This window comes from Bifidobacterium moraviense, from assembly GCF_012932365.1.
In the GTDB taxonomy this organism is placed as follows: Bacteria; Actinomycetota; Actinomycetes; order Actinomycetales; family Bifidobacteriaceae; genus Bifidobacterium; species Bifidobacterium moraviense.
Map to the genome: position 1 here is coordinate 35,130 of NZ_JAAIIH010000004.1, position 17,578 is coordinate 52,707.

A 17,578-nucleotide genomic window follows, 5' to 3' on the forward strand; every position below is an offset into this window, starting at 1 on the left:
ATATGGGTTCATGGTTGCAAACAATGCGGGCAAGCCCGCCACCCCAGCTGATCTGATCAACGTCGACGAAGTCATCGGCAAGTACTACGACCTCGTCCCCGATCCGTCCGTGCCCGAGCAGCGCGTCATCTTCGGCACCTCCGGCCACCGCGGATCGTCCCTGAAGACCTCGTTCAACGAGGCCCACATCGTGGCCATCTCGCAGGCCATCGCCGAATACCGCAAGAAGGCCGGCGTCACCGGCCCGCTGTACCTCGGCTCCGACACCCACGCCCTGTCCGAGCCGGCGCGCAAGACCGCCATCGAGGTGCTCGTGGCCAACGGCGTGCACGTGCGCGTCGACTCTCGCGGCGACTTCGTGCCCACCCCGGTGGTCTCGCAGGCCATCCTGACGCACAACCGCGCCGCCGACGGCACCCAGCGCTTCGAAGGCGAAGGCCTGGCCGACGGCATCGTGGTCACCCCGTCCCACAACCCGCCCACCGACGGCGGCTTCAAGTACGATCCCGTCACCGGCGGCCCGGCCCCGGCCGAGACCACCAACGCGATCGCCGCCCGCGCCAACGAGCTGCTTGGCGACTACAAGTCCGTCAAGCGCGTGCCGTACGAGGAGGCCGTCAAGTCCGAGTACGTGGAGGGCTTCGACTTCCGCGACCACTACGTGTCCGATCTGGGCAACGTCATCGACTTCGACGTGATCCGCAACTCCGGCGTGCGCCTGGGCATCGACCCGCTCGGCGGCGCGTCCGTGAACTACTGGCCGCTCATCAACGAGAAGTACGGCCTGAACATCGGCGTCGTGCGCCCGGAGGTCGATCCGACCTGGCGCTTCATGACCATCGACCACGACGGCAAGATCCGCATGGACCCGTCGTCGCCGTACGCCATGAAGGGCCTCGTGGACGAGCTCAACAACGGCGCGTGGGACAAGTACGATCTCGTGGGCGGCACCGACCCGGATGCCGACCGCCACGGCATCGTCTGCCCGAACTGGGGCGTCATGAACCCGAACCACTACATCGCCGTCGTCGTCGAATACCTGTTCGGCGGCAACCGTCCGGGCTGGCCGGAAGGCGCCGGCATCGGCAAGACGCTGGTGTCCTCCTCGCTGATCGACCGCGTGGCCGCCTCCATCGGCGCCAAGCTCGTCGAGGTGCCGGTGGGCTTCAAGTGGTTCGTGGACCCGCTGTTCAAGGGCGAGGTCGCGTTCGGCGGCGAGGAGAGCTCCGGCATGAGCTTCCTGCGCCGCGACGGCCGCGTGTGGACCACCGACAAGGACGGTCTGATCCCCGACCTGCTGGCCGCCGAGATCACCGCCAAGACCGGCAAGAACCCGGCCGAGCTGCACCAGGATCAGGTCGCCCGCTTCGGCGAATCCTGGTACAAGCGCGTCGACACGCCCACCACCCTTGAGCAGAAGCAGAAGTTCGCCAAGCTCACCGGCGCGGACGTGACCGCCACGCAGCTCGCCGGAGAGGACATCACCGCCAAGCTCACCGAGGCGCCGGGCAACGGCGCGAAGATCGGCGGCCTCAAGGTCACCACGAAGGACAACTGGTTCGCGGCCCGCCCGTCCGGCACCGAGAACATCTACAAGGTGTACGCCGAGTCCTTCGAGTCCCCGGAGGCGCTGGACAAGGTGCTCGCCGAGGCCACCGAGGTCGTGGACAAGGCGCTGAGCGAGTAGTCCGATCCGTCGGCCGCGCGCCGGCGGCCGGACTTCTCATGGGCCCCGTCGGTCCGATGCACGTCACGTCGCATCGGGCCGGCGGGGCCCTTCGCGTGTTCCGCGCCGCTGCGCAGCCCGTGCACTAGGGTGGGACGCATGACAGACGCGATTGTGGTATCCAACGGCGGCGACGGCCCGTCGGGATTGCCTCCAGTCAGCGAACAGAAAGAGACACTGCAATGACCATTGTCGTATCCACCGACGGCTCCGCGCTGGGCAATCCCAACGGGCCCATGGGCTGGGCCTGGGCCGACCATGACAGGAACGCCGGCGACGGCGGCCTCCCCGGACACGAGCACGACGCGCACGGCTACGACGCCGGCGGCGCGACGAACGGCACCAACCAGATCGGCGAGCTGTGCGCGGTGCTGCAGGCGCTGCGCGCGCACCCGGGCCCGCAGCCGCTGACCATCGAGACCGACTCGCAGTACGCCATCAACTGCTCCACCACATGGGTGAAGGGCTGGAAGCGCAACGGCTGGAAGAACTCGCAGAAGAAGCCGGTGAAGAACGCGGAGCTCATCAAGGCCATCGACGCGGAGATCGCGAAGCGTCCCGGACCGGTGCGGTTCGTGTGGGTGAAGGGGCACGCCGGCAATGCGGGCAACGAGCTGGTGGACGAGCTGGCGCGCACGTACGCCGGCGACTGCCGGTCCGGTGCCCGCGACGGCTACCTGCCGGTCGAAGGCTGGCGGTCGCTGATCCGCTCCGAGTACGCGCGCGGACTCGACGTGCCGCCCGACGTGCGGCTGGTGCTCGACGGGGACGCCCCCACGTCCTCGCTGGAGCGTCCGGCGTCGGCGGAGGCGACACGTGCGACGACGGGTCCCGATGCCGTCCGCCCCCGCACGCGCGCGCGTTCCATCGCCGACATGCTCGCCGAGCCCGAAGGCGTGCCGGACATCGCCGTCGGCTCCGGCCGCGGCGCGAAGACGTCGGACGCTTCGACCGAGTCCGACGATTCCGACGCGCTCGGACTCTTCGCCGCGTTCGGCGAGGACGATCCCGCCGGCGGCGATGACGTCGCCGCCGCCGACGCCGGTTCCGGCGACGAGGCGTCTCCCGTCACGCAGCAGGTGCCGGTGCAGTCGGTCCGATCCGACGACGTCGAAGCGTCGGCATCGCGCGCGTCCGCGGCGCCGAAACACGCGACACCGTCCGCGCCTGTGCCGTCTGCCTCCGCGGCAGGCGTCCCCGCATCGTCCGCCACCGCCGCGGGCGGACTCGTCGCCTCCGGCACCGTCCGCATCACGCCGCCCCCTTCCGGCAGCCCCCGCTGGGCCGGCAAGGACCTGCACATCACCGGCATGATCGCCGTCGACGCGCCCATCGCACCGGATGGCACGATCGACCTCGCCAACGCGGTCTTCCATCTCACCTCGGTGCGCGAACGATAGGCACGCGGACGCCGTTCCGCGTGGAACGCCGCCCTCCCCACATCCGCGCGGGCATTACACTGAAAAGGCGTACGCTTTCGTGACCGAAGCAAGGAGAATGAAGATGGACAAGGCACAGCAGGATGCACTGAAGAAGGCGGCCGGCATCGAAGCCGCCAAGCTCGTTACCAGCGGCATGGTGGCGGGTCTCGGCACCGGTTCCACGGTGCGCTTCCTGGTGGACGAGCTCGGCCGCCGCGTCAAGGAGGAGGGACTGGACTTCACCGGCGTCACCACGTCCCGCCGCACGCAGGAGCAGGCCGAGAGCTACGGCATCCGAATCGTGAACATCGACGACGTGGACCACATCGACCTCACCATCGACGGCGCCGACGAGGTGGACAAGAACTTCAACGGCATCAAGGGCGGCGGCGCTGCCCTGCTGTGGGAGAAGATCGTGGCGATCAACTCCTCGAAGATCGTGTGGATCGTCGACGAGTCCAAGGTCGTGGACACCATCGGCGCGTTCCCGCTGCCCGTCGAGGTCATTCCGTTCGGCGCCGGCCACGTCATCAAGAAGTTCGAGGCCAAGGGCTACAAGCCGGTGCTGCGTCTGGATGCCGAGGGTCAGCCGGTGCGCACCGACGAGAACAACTACGTGGTGGACCTGCACCTCGGCCGCATCGAGCATCCGGAGGATCTGGCCCAGGATCTCATCACCACCGTGGGCGTGGTGGAGCACGGCCTGTTCCTCAACATGGTGGACAAGGTCATCGTGGGCGATCCGAACGGTCCGCGCGTCATGACCAACTCCAACAAGTGATCGTCTGACCGTCGCCGAGCGTCTCGTCGCGCTCGGTCGTCATGAAGGGGAGATGCGGCTCGTCCGCTTCTCCCCTTCGTCGTCTCCGGGCCGCGTCCGCCGCTGCGGTCGCTGCGATCCCAGCGGCGGACGCACATGTTGCGCAAGGTCGCGCGGGCATAGCAAAAGCCCCGCGATCCTGGGAATCGACCCAAGGACCCGCGGGGCTTCGTTTATCTCGCTGTGCAATCAGCGGCAAGACTACTTGCGCTGGTGACGAGTCTTACGCAGCAGTTTGCGGTGCTTCTTCTTGCTCATCCGCTTGCGGCGCTTCTTGATGACGGAACCCATCGTTCAGCCTCCGATCTCTACTAGTAGAAAAGTTGCAACTTTCCCTATCATACACGCATTGCGCGACGACGCCAGTCGGCGGCCGAACAACGCCCGGACGGGGCCATGCACGCGGTCCACGTGCGGCCCACGTGCGGCGCTACAGCGGGAACTTGCGCGTCAGATCCTGCACGGCCTGCTTGGCGCCGGTGGCCTGGAACACCACGGTGTCGTTCTGCCACACGGAGACGGCCTTGTTCGCGTCGGACGCGTCCTCCCTGGTCACGTAAGCGCCGGTGTTGGAGCCGGAGACCTTGACGTTGCCGGAGGCGAGCTCCTTGCCGGTCAGCGTGCCCACGAGCGCGTCGTACTGCTTCTTGGCGCTGTCCTTGTCCGACCACTGCGCGGCGATCACCGTCACGTCGTTCGCGGTGTTCCCCGTGGAGTAGGTGAGCGTGTACTCCTCCACCGGCGACGCGGTCTGCCAGGTGGTGGACGCGGCCGCCGCGGTGCGCGCGAAGTCGAGCACGGTGTCCGGCATGGCCTTGAGCAGTTCGGTGGCGTCGCCCGGCAGCGCGGACGCGGAGATGGTGGGCGTGGGGTCGGCGGTCTGCGTGGTCTGGCTCTGCTGGCCCTCCACGGACGCGGTGGTGGAGTCGGCGTTCTTCCTCAGCGCCCATCCGGGAACCAGAAACGCGGTGACCAGCGCGATGACGACGACGATGGCGGCGGCCACCACCACGGCCACGGTGCGGCCGTGTCCGTGGGACGACTGCGGTGCGGACTGCTGATTCGCTGTTTGCTTCTGATTCTGCGGCATAACCCCGATTGTTGCACAGCAAGGCGACGATGCCCGGCGTCTCCGTCCGGACGGCCCCGACCGATGTCACCGTCGGCGGATAGCGTCGAGGCATGGCAAAGAATCCCGTCCAATACCTGTGTTCGGAATGCGGCTGGAGCGGCGCGAAATGGTTCGGCCGCTGCCCGGAATGCGGCCAGTGGGGCACGATCGAGGAGTTCCACGAGGCGCGTCCGGCGGCACGCGCGCGCACCGGCGGCACGGGGTCGGGCGCGGGCGCGCGGGGAGTCGGCGGCGAGGCGGGACGCGTCTCGCATACGCAGGCCACGCGGGTGCCCGACGGCGTGGCGCTGCCGATCACCCGCGTGGACACCTCCACGGTGGAGCGCATCGGCACCGGGTTCTCGGAGTTCGACCGCGTGCTGGGCGGCGGCATCGTGCCCGGATCGGTGACGCTCGTGGCCGGCGAGCCCGGCATCGGCAAGTCCACGCTGCTGCTGGAGACCGCGGGCAACGTGGCGCGCGCGGTCGCGTCGGCGCGGCACGCCAACACGGTGCTGTACGTCTCGGGCGAGGAGTCGCAGGCGCAGGTGCGCATGAGGGCGCAGCGCATCGACGCCGTGGAGGACAACCTGCTGCTGGCGGCGACCACGGATCTGGCCACGGTGCTGGGGCTCATCGAGCAGACACGCCCGGCGCTGGCGATCGTCGACTCGGCGCAGACCATCACGTCGCAGGACGTGGACGGCATCTCCGGCGGCTCCACGCAGGTGCGCGAGGTGGCGAGCGCGCTCATCGACGTGGCCAAGACGATCGACGTGCCGGTGCTGCTGGTGGGGCATGTGACCAAGGACGGCTCGATCGCGGGCCCCCGCACGCTGGAGCATCTGGTGGACGTGGTCTGCCAGTTCGAAGGCGACGCCGAGACCGCACTGCGCATGCTGCGCGCGGTGAAGAACCGGTTCGGTCCCACCGACGAGGTGGGCTGCTTCGACATGAGCGGCGAGGGCATCGAGGAGGTGACCGACCCCTCGGGACTGTTCCTGTCCTCCGGGACGGACGGCTCGGACGACGGATCGGACAACGGATCTGCGCCAAGCTCCCCCGACGGCACCTGCGTCACGTTCACGCTGGACGGCCACCGCAGCCTGCCCATCGAGGTGCAGGCGCTCGTCACCGATTCGGTGCTGCCCACGCCGCGCCGCGCGGCGAACGGCATCGACGCGAATCGTCTCGCCATGCTGGTGGCGGTGCTGCACCGTCACGGGCGCATCGGCATCCTCGCCAACGATCTGTACGTCTCCACCATCGCCGGCGGTCTGGCCAAGGAGCCGGCGTGCGACCTGGCCGTGGCCGCCGCTCTGGCGAGCGCGGCGAACGGCGTGGCGGTGCCGCGCGGCACGTGCGCGATCGGCGAGATCTCGCTGACCGGGCAGATCCGACCGGTGCCGAGGCTGGAGCATCGGCTCGCCGAGGCCGCGCGTCTGGGATTCGTCCGCGCCGTGGTGCCGGTCAATCGCCGCCGCGGGCGCACGCTGTCCGCGCCCGGCATGGACGTCGTGGAGGTCGCCACGCTGCGCGACGCCCTCGAGGCGCTGGGCGTGGCGCACAAGACTCCCAAGGCGCCACGGACGGGCAAGCCATCGTCGCATTCTCCCCGGTCATCCTGAGCGGAGCCCGTAAGGGCGGAGTCGAAGGATCCTTGACCATTCCCGTGGAGTCAAGGATCCTTCGACTCCGGCTTCGCCTCCGCTCAGGATGACCAAGAAGGGACCATCGGGCTTCCGCTCAGGATGACTAGGAGGGAACCATCAAGCCTCCGCTCAGGATGACCGGGAGGGATGGCTCACTCGGCGGTCAGCCGCTTGGTCTCCTCCACGTTGCGACGCAGCTCGTTCACCAGCTCGTCTGCGCCGTCGAAGCGGATCTGCGGACGCAGGTACCCCACGAACTCCACGCGCACCGCATGACCGTACAGGTCCAGCCAGTCGTCGGCGATGGCATACGCCTCCACCACGCGCTCGTGGCGTCCGGTCTTCTCGCTGAACGTGGGCTTGGTGCCGATCGAGATGGCCGCCGGCCAGCGCCACGGCGATCCCGCGGCAAGACGGGAATCCAGCCGTCCGAACGCCTCATCGCCGCCCTCGTCGCCCTGATGCGCCTCGCCCGCCGGCCCCAGATCGACCAGCCATCCGGCGTACACGCCGTCCACCGGCAGATATCCCTCGATCGCGTCCCCCAGATTCGCGGTGGGGAACCCGATGGTCCGCCCGCGCTCCTCGCCGTGCACCACCACGCCGTCCACGGCGTGCGCGCGCCCCAGGATGGCGTTGGCATCCACGATCCGCCCCTGCGAGAGCAGATAGCGCACGTTGGTGGAGCTCCACACGCGGTTGAGGCGCGTGTTGTGGCGCTTCGTCCACGCGCGCAGCTCGGCCTTGCTCAGCCCCGCGAGCGGGTCGGCGGGTTCGCCGTGCCCGGACGGCATGTGCGGCTCGATCACCGCGGGGATGCGCACGTAGCCGGGGCCGCGATCGTCCACCACGTCGAGCTCGAACACGCCGAGTCCCTCGGCGAGCGTGCGGATGGCCTTCACGTCTCCGGCGCGGCCGGCGCCCATCGCCGCGTCCTGTCCCAGCACCAGCGTGCGCATGCCGAGGCGTCCCACCATCTGTCCCAGGAAGAAGCGGTACGACTTGGCCGCGAACGCCAGCGTGTAGCGCACCACCAGCACGTAGTCCACGCCCATCGCGCGCATGATGCGGATGCGCTCGTCGGCGCCCGTGAGCGCGTCGGCGTCGATGACGTCCTCGCCGGGTTCGGCGCCGTCGTGCATCTTGGCCCAGCCGTGCACCAGCGACGGCCTCGGGTCGAACAGGATCACCGCGGACAGCGCGCGATGCCGTTCGGCGAGCTCGGTCACGCGTCGGATCACCGCCTGATGTCCCAGGTGCATGCCGTCGAACGATCCGATCGTCACCACGCTCTTCTTCGCCACGCTCAGCGTGGGCCATGCGACGATGCCGGTGGCGTCGGGGGTCAGTCTGATGATCTTCATCCGTATGGTTCCTTTGCCCTTGCGCCCGGCCCCGATGGGTCGGCGCGCGGTCCGTGTCCTTCTATCGTGTCCTCTGTATAGTACGTCCGATCGGCGTGCCCGATGCGGTTCGCGCACGCGTCTCCCCGCGTCCGTCAGCCGGCGGGGAACACCGTGACCGGCTTGGCCTGGTGGCCGTTGGCGCGGTCGACGATGGCCACGAGATCGTCCTGCGCGACGGCCGCCGTGGGGCCCTGCACGCGGCGTTCGATGCGCCTGCCGTAGCGCAGCTCCGCGGCCTCGTCGGCGGTCACGTCGATGCTGGGCATGCTCAGGCGCGCGGCGGCGGCCGCGGGCAGCGCCCGGTCGATCAGCGCGAGCGCGCGCTGGGCTCCGGCGAGTCCTTCGGGCAGGTCGAGCACGGCGCGGTTGCGCGTGATCGTTTCGCCTTCGCGGTTCGTGAAGGTCCTGGCCTCGGCGTGGGCGGTGACGACGTGCCCGGCGAGCGCGGGATCGGCCAGATCGAAGCGTCCCACGCGGGTGCGGCGCAGACGGATCAGATGCCCGCCCACGCCGAGCAGCTCGCCCAGATCGCGCCCGAGCGAGCGGATGTACGTGCCGGACGAGCAGCTGACGCGCGCGTCCACGTCGATCACGGGCACGCGGACGCCGGTTTCGCGGTCGCCGCCCGCGGACGGGATCTCGGTCTCGCCGCGGCGCACGTCCAGCACCGTGAACTCCCCGATGGTCACCGGGCGCGCGGCGAGTTCGACGTCCCGCCCCTCGCGAGCCAGATCGTAGGCGCGCTGCCCGTCGATCTTGATGGCGGAGTACGTGCTCGGCACCTGCATGATCTCGCCGGTCAGATGTTCGGCGACGGTGCGTTCGATCGTCTCGCGCGTGAGCGTGCCGAGGCGCCCGGCGATGGTCTCGGCCGCGTCGGCCGTCTCCGGCAGCAGATCGCCGTCGGCGTCGTCGGTGGTGGTGCGCCGCCCGAGGCGGATCGTGGTCTCGTAGGTCTTGTCGTGTCCCACGATCGGGCTGAGCAGGCGCGTGGCCCGGCCGAATCCGACGATGAGCACGCCGGTGGCCATCGGGTCGAGCGTGCCCGCGTGGCCCACCTTCTTCAGGTGCAGCGCGCCGCGTACGGCGGCCACCACGTCGAAGCTGGTGACGCCCTGCGGCTTGTCGATGATGATGAGACCGGATGTGTCTGGCACGATGCTCCTTGCTCGTCGATTCCGTTGTATATGGCGCCTGCCCGCACGATCATGCCGCCCGCGCCCGCCTTCCCCGTCATCCCGGACGGAGCGGCCCACGTTCGTGCCCCGTTCCAGACGGAGCGGTTCCACACCATCCCCGTCATCCTGAGCGGGGCGGCCTGCGCCCGTGTTCCCCGTCATCCTGAGCGGAGCGGCCTGCGCCTTCCCCGTCATCCTGAGCGGAGCGCGAAGCGCGGAGTCGAAGGATCCTTCGCCCGCCGACATCCCGTCTCCGCCCAGGATGCCCGGAGACCCGTTCACCCCTTGGTTCTACTCCTCGGACTCGCCGTCCTCGTCGTCGTCCCAGTCATCCTCGTCCTCGTCCGCGGAATCCTCCGATTCCTCCTCGGGATGCCTGTACGGATCGGCGTCGCCGGCGTACTGCGCGGTGGCGCGGGCGCGGGCCAGCTCCTCGTCGCGCTTGCGTGCCACGGCGAGGATGTCCTCGATCTCGGTGGCTTCGCCGGGCACCTCGTCGAACACGAACTGCAGCTGCGGCGTCAGGCGCAGGCCGGCCTTGGTGCCCACGAGCGTGCGCAGACGTCCCTTGGCCTGGTCGAGCGCCTGCTGGGCGCGCTTGCGCTCGCCCTGCTCCTTGCCCTCATGGCCGAGCTGGGTCCAGTACACCTTGGCGATCTGCAGATCGTTGGTGACTCGCACCTCGGTGATGGTCACGTTCGTCAGTCGCTTGTCGTGCAGCTGCGCCTCCATGGAGGACGCGATGACGCGCTGGATGAGCGCGGCGATGCGCGCCGCGCGGGGGTTGGTTCCTGCCATAACAACGTTCCTTTGCTTCCGGTGCGCCCGCATGGCCAAACCATGCGTCGCACGTATTATGTGCGCCGCGTCCGTCACGCGCAGCGCCGCCCAGGCGCCCGGGCATGAGCCGGACGCGGCACTCGTACCATAGTCGCACATCCCCTACTCGAGCGAATTCGCTCGGAGCATGGGATATCTGCATAGTCAGGGGCAGATTTCGACGTCCGCGGGAAGGTATCTGCATAGTCAGGGGCAGATTTCGACGTCCGCGGGAAGGTATCTGCATAGTCAGGGGCAGATTTCGACGTCCGCGGGAAGGTATCTGCATAGTCAGGGGCACCTTGGGACCGATACCGCCCGTATGGCGTCATCGGCATCGTTGCAATTCCGCGGATCCGTCATGCCGCCGTGCGCATGCGGCCCGCGCAAGGCACCCTGACTATGCAGATATCTGCCTGCAACGGCCCGAATCTGCCCCTGACTCCGCAGATATCCCGACCGGCCGAAGGCGTGCGACGCGTGCCCGGCGCATATCCGGCATGCGAAGGGGCGCCCTGCCGCCGGTCGTGCCGGCGGTGGGCGCCCCCGCGTGGGCCGGTCCGGTCCGGACCGGATCAGACCGGGTCGGACCGGACCTCGAGCGCCTACTTGCGCTCGACCTCCTGCATCTCGAAGGTCTCGATGATGTCGCCGAGCTGGATGTCGTTGAAGGAGCCAAGGTTGATGCCGGCCTCGTAGCCTTCCTTGACGGACTGCACGTCGTCCTTGAAGCGACGCAGCGAGGAGATCTCCAGGTCGTTGACCGTGGCGATGCCGTTGCGCAGGATGCGGCACTTGGTACCGCGCTTGACCTCGCCGTCCTGCACCATGACGCCGGCGATGTTGCCGAACTTGGAGGAACGGAAGATCTCGCGGATCTCGCTGTGCGACGTGACGACCTCTTCGAACTCCGGCTTGAGCATGCCCTTGAGGGATGCCTCGACGTCCTCGATGGCCTTGTAGATGATCGAGTAGTACTTGATCTCCACGCCCTCGCGGTCGGCGAGGTCCTGCACCTGACGGTTCGGACGCACGTTGAAGCCGATGATGACGGCCTTGTCCACGGAGGCGAGGTTGACGTCGTTCTGCGTGATGGCGCCGACGCCGCGGTGGATCACCTGGATGCCCACCTCGTCCGACACCTCGATCTTCATCAGGGAGTCCTCGAGCGCCTCGACGGAGCCGGAGGAATCGCCCTTGATGACGATGTTGAGCATGTCGATCTCGGCCTTGGCGAACTGCTCCTTGAGGCTCTCGAGCGAGACGACCTTGCGGCGCTTGGCCAGCTGAGCGGCGCGCTCGGTGGCCTGGCGCTTCTCGGCGATCTGACGGGCCGTGCGGTCGTCCGGGGCGACGAGGAACAGGTCGCCTGCGGTCGGCACGGAGGTCAGGCCGAGCACCTGCACCGGCGTGGACGGGGTGGCCTCGTCCATCGTCTTGCCGTTCTCGTCGAGCATGGCGCGGACGCGGCCGTACGACGTGCCGGCGACGATGGCGTCGCCCACGTGCAGGGTGCCCTGCTGCACCAGCACGGTGGCCACGGCACCGCGGCCCTTGTCGAGTCGGGCCTCGATGGTGGCGCCGCGGGCGTCCATGTCGGGGTTGGCGCGCAGATCGAGATCGGCGTCGGCCGTGAGCAGCACGGCCTCGAGGAGCTTGTCCACGTTGGTGCCCTGCTTGGCGGAGATGTCGACGAACATGGTGTCGCCGCCGTACTCCTCCGGCACGAGGCCGTACTCGGTGAGCTGGCCGCGCACCTTCTCCGGGTTCGCGCCGGGCTTGTCGATCTTGTTGACCGCCACGACGATCGGCACGTGGGCCGCCTGCGCGTGGTTGATGGCCTCGACGGTCTGCGGCATCACGCCGTCGTCCGCAGCGACCACGATGATCGCCACGTCGGTGATCTCGGCACCGCGGGCACGCATGGCGGTGAACGCCTCGTGGCCCGGGGTGTCGAGGAACGTGATCTTGCGCTTCTCGCCGTCCAGCGTGACGGTGACCTGGTAGGCGCCGATGCGCTGGGTGATGCCGCCGGCCTCGCCCTCGATGACGTTGGTCTTGCGGATCGTGTCGAGCAGTCGGGTCTTGCCGTGGTCGACGTGGCCCATGACGGTGACGACCGGCGGACGCGGCTTGAGGTCCTCGTCCTCCTGCAGCTCCTCCTCGTCCAGGTCGATGTCGAACTGCTGGAGCAGCTCCTTGTCCTCCTCCTCGGCGGAGACGAGCTGGATGTTCCAGCCGATCTCCTCTCCCAGGATCTGGAAGGTGGACTCGTCGAGGGACTGCGTGGCCGTGGCCATCTCGCCCAGGTGGAAGAGCACGGTCACCAGCGCGGCCGGATTGACGTTGATCTTCTCGGCCAGATCGGCGAGGGACGCGCCCTGACGCAGACGGATGGTCTGTCCGTTGCCGCTCGGGATGCGCACGCCGCCGATGGTCGGTGCCTTCAGCTCCTCGTACTCATGACGCTTCGCCAGCCTGTTCTTGCGGGCCTTCGAGGACTTGCCGCCCTGACGGCCGAACGCGCCCGCGGCACCGCCGCGACCGCCGCGACCGCCGCGCGCGGGTCCGTTGGACGGACCGCCGGAGCTCGGGAAGTTGCTGCCGCCCTGGCCGCCGAAACGGCCGCCGCCCTGACCCGGACGACCGGTGCCGGCTCCCTGTCCGGGACGGCTGTGGCCCCACTGGCCCGGCTTGGCGCCGGTGCCCTGACCCGGACGGCCGCGGAAGCCTCCGCGTCCCGCGCCGCCCTGACCGGGACGGCCGCCACGGCCGCGACCGTCGTTGACGGTGGGGCGTGCCATGGGATGCGGACGGGGGATGTCGTTGGGCGTGGGCGTGCTCATGCCCTGACGACGGCTGAACGGGTTGTTGCCCGGACGCGGCGCGCCTGCGCCGGCGCCGCCGTGCGGACGGGGAGCGGGCGCCGCGCCGCCGCGGGGACGCGGGATGTTCGGGACGGCGTTGGAGCCGCCCTGCTGGCCGCCCTGATGCTGCGGGCGCGGACCGGGACGGTGCTCGCCGCGGTTGCCCTCGCCGGGGCGGCCGCCGCGCGGCTCGCCATTGCGCGAATGCTGGTGCTGCTGGTGACGCGGGTCCATGGGGCGCGGGCCGGGACGGCCGGCGGAGGCGCCGGAGCCGTTGCCGGCGGCGGAAGCGCCGGGAACCGCGGGACGCGGCTGCTGCGGGGCCGGCGCATGGGGCGCGTGCGGCGCGGGCACCTGCGCGGACGGGGCCGCGGGGCGTGCGGCCGGGGTGCGGCGGGACTCGCCGCGCTCCGCGGTGCGCTCGGCGCGCTGCTGCGGACCGGGAACCGGCTGACGGGACTGCTGCGGCTTGTGCGGCTGCGCGGGCTTGGGCGCGGCGGCCTTGGAGGCGCCGCCCTTCGCGGCGTTGGGGTCCTGCTGCGGGAACGCCGCCTTGAGCTTGCGGACCACCGGGGCCTCCACGGTGGAGGATGCGGACTTGACGAACTCACCCATGTCCTTGAGCTTCTCAAGGACGGTCTTGCTGTCGACGCCAAGGGCCTTGGCTAATTCATACACGCGTGCTTTGGGCACTCATTTCTCCTATCCATGAGCCGCGCGCATGGGTCGGCGCGGCTATCGTCCGATGACGGTGAACTGTTCCTCGCTCATCGTGCGACCATGATCGTGATTACCTCGTCTCTGTGCCGAATTCGGGCATAGTTGACCCATTTCGGATATCGAGACAAGCATACCCATCCCCATGGATGAGTGACGGACGGGTGTCAGGACCGGGAACGACGAACGCGGCGGAACGGTCACCGTGACCGTTCCGCCGCGTGGGAATGCCGGATGAACGCCCGGAACGTCCGGGCGGCGCCGATCAGTCCTGAGCCTGCTCCGCGCCCTGCTCCGCCGCACCCTGCTGGGCCTGCGCGCGCAGCTTGGCGGCGTGCGCCTCCGCGGACTCGATGCCGATCTTCCAGCCGGTGAGCTTGGCCGCCAGACGGGCGTTCTGGCCCTCCTTGCCGATGGCGAGCGAGAGCTGGTTGTCGTGGATGAACGCGATGGCGGTCTTGTTCTTCTCGCTGATCACCTGCACGCCGGTGGCCACGGCCGGCGAGAGCGCGGCGGCCACGAACTTGGCCGGATCGCTGGACCAGTCGACGATGTCGATCTTCTCCGGGCCGAGGTTCTCCATCACGGCGCGCACGCGGGCGCCGCCGGGGCCGATCAGCGCGCCCTTGGGGTTGACGCCCTCGGTGTTGGCGCGCACCGCGATCTTGGTGCGGGCGCCGGCCTCGCGCGCGATCGCCATGATCGACACGGCGCCGGAGACCAGCTCCGGGACCTCGCGCTCGAACAGGCGGCGCACCAGCTCCGGATGGGAGCGGGACACGATGATCTCCGGACCCTTGAGACCGCGGGACACGTTGACCACGTACACGCGCACGCGCTCGCCGTGGCGGTAGCGCTCGCCGGGCACCTGCTCGCGGCGCGGCAGCAGCGCCTCCACGTCGCCCACGGCCACGTGCACGTTGGCGGGATCCTTGGCGTCCTGCTGCACGATGCCGGTGATGAGCTTGCCCTTCTGCCCGGAGAACGCACCGAAGACCTTCTCGTCCTCCACCTTGCGGAAGAGCAGGGTGAACACCTGGCGCGCGGTGGAGGCCGCCAGACGACCGAAGTCCTTGGGGGTGTCGTCGTACTCCTCGCTCAGCTTCGGGGCCGGATGCGGATTCTCCTCGGTGGGCTCCTGCGGGATCTCGTCCTGGGCCCAGACGGTGAACGTGCCGGCGCGGTCGTCCAGCTCCACGCGGGCATGCTTGGCGGCGTGCGGGGTCTTCAGGTACGCCATGCGCAGCGCCTCTTCGAGCGCCGAATCCAGAGTCGCCCGGTCGATCCCCTGCTCGACGGCCAACTGATGCATGCTTGCCAGGTCCAGTTCCATTCCTAAAGACCTCCTTATGAAGTTATCGTCTCGATAGACGTGCCCTACGGTCGGTAATGGCTATTAGTCTACCGATTCATGAAGACACGCAGGTTTCGGGGATTCCACGGTTTTGCCAGGGGCGCGGCGGCATGCGCCGTCACGGTCGCGATGACCGCGCTGGCGTCGTGCTCCCCCGCCGCGTGGATGCCGCGCGTCGAGGGACGGCTCGAGGCCGAGCTCGCCCCGGACTCCTGCGAGCGTCTGCTGGCCCAGGCCGAGGACGCGCGCGACGCGGCGAACGCGCCCGTCTCCGCCGCGCGCACCGACGCCGGCCGCATCGGCGCCGGAAACCTCACCCGCTGGCAGCGCCTCGCCGGCGCCGAATCCGCGCGCGCCCTGTGGCGTCAGGTCGCCGTCTCGTGTCCCGGACGCTTCGCCGAGGGCGTGCTGTCCTCCGCGCAGATGGACCGCCGCGCCGTCGCCCTGGCGGACGCCGCGCACACGCACTACGTCTCCGCGGCCGATGGCGGCACGGTGATCGACGAGAGCACGAAGCTGGTCATCGCCAGCGACGTGGCCGGCACCATGGCCACCGCGCAGGACCGGGCCGCGTTCGCCTACGAGATCCTCGCCTCGCGCCATCGCGCCGACTCCTCAGCCCTGCTGACGCTGAGCGAACGCCACAGGACACTGGCCGCCGGGTTCGCCGCGCGCACCAAGGACGACGACGCGCGCAGGAAGGTCTACTCCGTGCAGCAGCTGATCGCCTCACCGGACGCCGTGGCCGACGCCGCCACCGGACTGCGCGTGCCCACCGTCTCCGCGGTCGCGATGGATCTGGTGCGCGAGCAGCTCGCCGACCTCACCGATGACGACGGCTCCGACGCCACCATCATCGCCGACGAATCCACCGCGCGCACGCTGGCCGACCTGCTCGCCGAGGAGGCGTCCAAGGCGCTGGAGCTCGGCTTCCCCTCGTTCGACGCCGCGCTGTTCGCCACGCGTGTTGACGAATCCTGATTCTGTGGCATAATGAACAAGTTGCTTTGCACAGGTCGGTCGGTCCGACCGGCTGGCGACGTGACTGGATAAGTGTCCGAGCGGTCTAAGGAGCACGCCTCGAAAGCGTGTGAGGGCAACCCCCTCCGCGAGTTCGAATCTCGCCTTATCCGCGTTTCAGGGTTCCGGGTTCGCCCGGAACCCTTTTTCGTTGCCTCCGTTGCCTCCCCAGCGGTCCCTACGTCTACAGTTCGATGCCGTACTGCGCGTAGGCGTAGCTGTCGAACCCGCGCTCCGCGTCGGCGTCCGCGCCGGCTCCGGTCCCGATGATCGCTCCCATGACGATTCCGGCGTGATGATGGATGTCGTTCTCCTGCATGATGGCTCCTTGCCGTGGTTCCGATGTCACCTCCGGCTTATCCGACTCCCGTTTCCGCCGCGTATGCATTCGGGGAACGGCAGGTGAACCCGCGCGGAACATCGCGTCACGCCTACGGAGCGCCGTCCGTCGCAACGTTGCGATGATCGACCATCGAGAAGACGCCACAGCACCGCCACGACGGCTCCTCACCGCAACGTTGCGACGAACGACCACCCCGGGACCCGATCACACCGCACAACATGGTCGTCTACCGCAACGTTGCGACGATCGACCATCGAGGAGACGCCGCGGCACCGCCACGACGGTCATCCGCCGCAACGTTGCGGCGACGGGCCATGCGGCCGACTCAGCAGCCCCGCCGCGCTCAGATCTTCGGCTCGTGCACCGAGGCGTTCACCCACTGCTCCTGCTTGACGTCCACGCCGGAGAAGATGCCGATGTCCAGCATGCAGTCGCGGTAGTCGCGCCCATGGGCGATGGTGATGTAGTTGTCGTCCACCAGACGGTTGTGCGTGGGGTCGAGGCCGATCCAACGGTCCTTGTGGTACACCTCCACCCAGGCGTGCGTGGCGCCCTCGCCGTTGAGCAGACCGGCGATGTAGCGCGCGGTGAGCCCCACGTGGCGGCAGACGGCGAGCATCACGTGCGCGTAGTCCTGGCACACGCCCTTGCCCTGCGCGAGCGCCTGCTCGGCGGTGGTGCGGATGGTGGTGGACAGCGGCGTGTAGGTGAACGCCTTGTAGACCTCGTCCATGATGATGGTGGCTACGGCGACGGGCGAGCCGGTGTTGGATTCGCGGCGCAGGCGGTCCTTGCATCGTTCGGTGAGCGCGGTCAAGGCGGGACCGGGCACGGTGAGCGCCGAGTCGAAGCGGTAGAGCGGCTTGTAGATCTCCGGCTTGATGTGCTCGTTGTCCACGAACGCGATGCCGGTGACGGTGTAGTTGAAGTGCGAGTGGGCCTCCGGCAGGTAGCCGGTCATCACCACGGAGTCGAACGAGTCGATGGTGGTCTCCAGCTCCACGTGCGGGTCGATCTTCACCTCCACGTCCACCACCTGCTGGCGCGGCCCCGTGGCGGGGATGCAGCGCAGCTGGAAGCGGTGATCGGTCACGGGCGAACTGAAGGACAGCTTCATCTGATAGTCGAATACCAGCTTCTTCAC

The 17,578-nt window shown here is 69.0% G+C and carries 14 protein-coding genes and 1 tRNA gene; 6 read left to right on the forward strand and 9 right to left on the reverse strand.

Annotated features, from left to right (window positions below; translation table 11 throughout):
* Positions 1-10 precede the first annotated feature (10 nt).
* The 3 genes from pgm (at position 11) to rpiA (ending at position 3,928) form a co-directional block, all read left to right on the forward strand.
* The gene (gene pgm, locus G1C96_RS04165) at positions 11-1,687 is read left to right on the forward strand and encodes a phosphoglucomutase (alpha-D-glucose-1,6-bisphosphate-dependent) (RefSeq protein ID WP_169275402.1); all 1,677 of its coding nucleotides are present in this window, start codon (positions 11-13) and stop codon (positions 1,685-1,687) included.
* A gap of 221 nt (positions 1,688-1,908) precedes the next feature.
* The gene (locus tag G1C96_RS04170) at positions 1,909-3,126 is read left to right on the forward strand and encodes a ribonuclease H family protein (protein ID WP_169275403.1); all 1,218 of its coding nucleotides are present in this window, start codon (positions 1,909-1,911) and stop codon (positions 3,124-3,126) included.
* Between the two features lie 103 nt (positions 3,127-3,229).
* On the forward strand, positions 3,230-3,928 hold the full coding sequence (gene rpiA / locus G1C96_RS04175) for a ribose-5-phosphate isomerase RpiA (RefSeq protein ID WP_169275404.1): 699 nt from the start codon (positions 3,230-3,232) through the stop codon (positions 3,926-3,928).
* A 240-nt stretch (positions 3,929-4,168) separates the two neighbouring features.
* Here the strand turns inward: rpiA and G1C96_RS04180 are convergent, their stop codons facing one another.
* Entirely contained in the window at positions 4,169-4,258 is a 90-nt protein-coding gene (locus tag G1C96_RS04180) for a 30S ribosomal protein bS22 (protein WP_004268639.1), read from the reverse strand.
* Positions 4,259-4,397: 139 nt separating this feature from the next.
* Positions 4,398-5,057 carry a hypothetical protein gene (locus G1C96_RS04185; RefSeq protein ID WP_169275405.1) on the reverse strand — a complete coding sequence of 220 codons (660 nt, stop codon included), beginning with the start codon at positions 5,055-5,057 and terminating at the stop codon, positions 4,398-4,400.
* 92 nt (positions 5,058-5,149) lie between these two features.
* Here G1C96_RS04185 and radA point away from each other — a divergent pair, with 92 nt between their 5' ends.
* Complete coding sequence (gene radA, locus G1C96_RS04190) at positions 5,150-6,706, forward strand: DNA repair protein RadA (RefSeq protein WP_169275406.1); 1,557 nt, start codon at positions 5,150-5,152, stop codon at positions 6,704-6,706.
* A 176-nt stretch (positions 6,707-6,882) separates the two neighbouring features.
* Here radA and ribF read toward each other — a convergent pair whose 3' ends face one another.
* The 5 genes from ribF to nusA form a co-directional block, all read right to left on the reverse strand.
* The gene (gene ribF / locus G1C96_RS04195; protein ID WP_169275407.1) at positions 6,883-8,094 is read right to left on the reverse strand and encodes a bifunctional riboflavin kinase/FMN adenylyltransferase; all 1,212 of its coding nucleotides are present in this window, start codon (positions 8,092-8,094) and stop codon (positions 6,883-6,885) included.
* A 134-nt stretch (positions 8,095-8,228) separates the two neighbouring features.
* Positions 8,229-9,293, reverse strand: a complete 1,065-nt coding sequence (gene truB, locus G1C96_RS04200; RefSeq protein ID WP_335341921.1) for a tRNA pseudouridine(55) synthase TruB — start codon at positions 9,291-9,293, stop codon at positions 8,229-8,231.
* Positions 9,294-9,605: 312 nt separating this feature from the next.
* Entirely contained in the window at positions 9,606-10,112 is a 507-nt protein-coding gene (gene rbfA, locus G1C96_RS04205) for a 30S ribosome-binding factor RbfA (protein ID WP_169275409.1), read from the reverse strand.
* A gap of 626 nt (positions 10,113-10,738) precedes the next feature.
* Positions 10,739-13,693, reverse strand: coding sequence for a translation initiation factor IF-2 (gene infB, locus G1C96_RS04210; RefSeq protein ID WP_169275410.1), 2,955 nt, complete (start codon positions 13,691-13,693; stop codon positions 10,739-10,741).
* A 289-nt stretch (positions 13,694-13,982) separates the two neighbouring features.
* Positions 13,983-15,050 carry a transcription termination factor NusA gene (gene nusA, locus G1C96_RS04215; protein WP_169275411.1) on the reverse strand — a complete coding sequence of 356 codons (1,068 nt, stop codon included), beginning with the start codon at positions 15,048-15,050 and terminating at the stop codon, positions 13,983-13,985.
* Between the two features lie 150 nt (positions 15,051-15,200).
* Here nusA and G1C96_RS04220 point away from each other — a divergent pair, with 150 nt between their 5' ends.
* A complete protein-coding gene (locus G1C96_RS04220; protein ID WP_169275412.1) occupies positions 15,201-16,052 on the forward strand; it encodes a hypothetical protein in 852 nt (283 codons plus the stop codon).
* Positions 16,053-16,118: 66 nt separating this feature from the next.
* Positions 16,119-16,204: transfer RNA gene (locus G1C96_RS04225), tRNA-Ser, on the forward strand.
* A 71-nt stretch (positions 16,205-16,275) separates the two neighbouring features.
* Here G1C96_RS04225 and G1C96_RS10350 read toward each other — a convergent pair.
* Together G1C96_RS10350 and G1C96_RS04230 are read right to left on the reverse strand one after the other, a co-directional pair.
* Positions 16,276-16,410, reverse strand: coding sequence for a hypothetical protein (locus tag G1C96_RS10350; protein ID WP_277347681.1), 135 nt, complete (start codon positions 16,408-16,410; stop codon positions 16,276-16,278).
* Between the two features lie 367 nt (positions 16,411-16,777).
* Positions 16,778-17,578 carry a transglutaminase family protein gene (locus G1C96_RS04230; protein WP_169275413.1) on the reverse strand — a complete coding sequence of 267 codons (801 nt, stop codon included), beginning with the start codon at positions 17,576-17,578 and terminating at the stop codon, positions 16,778-16,780.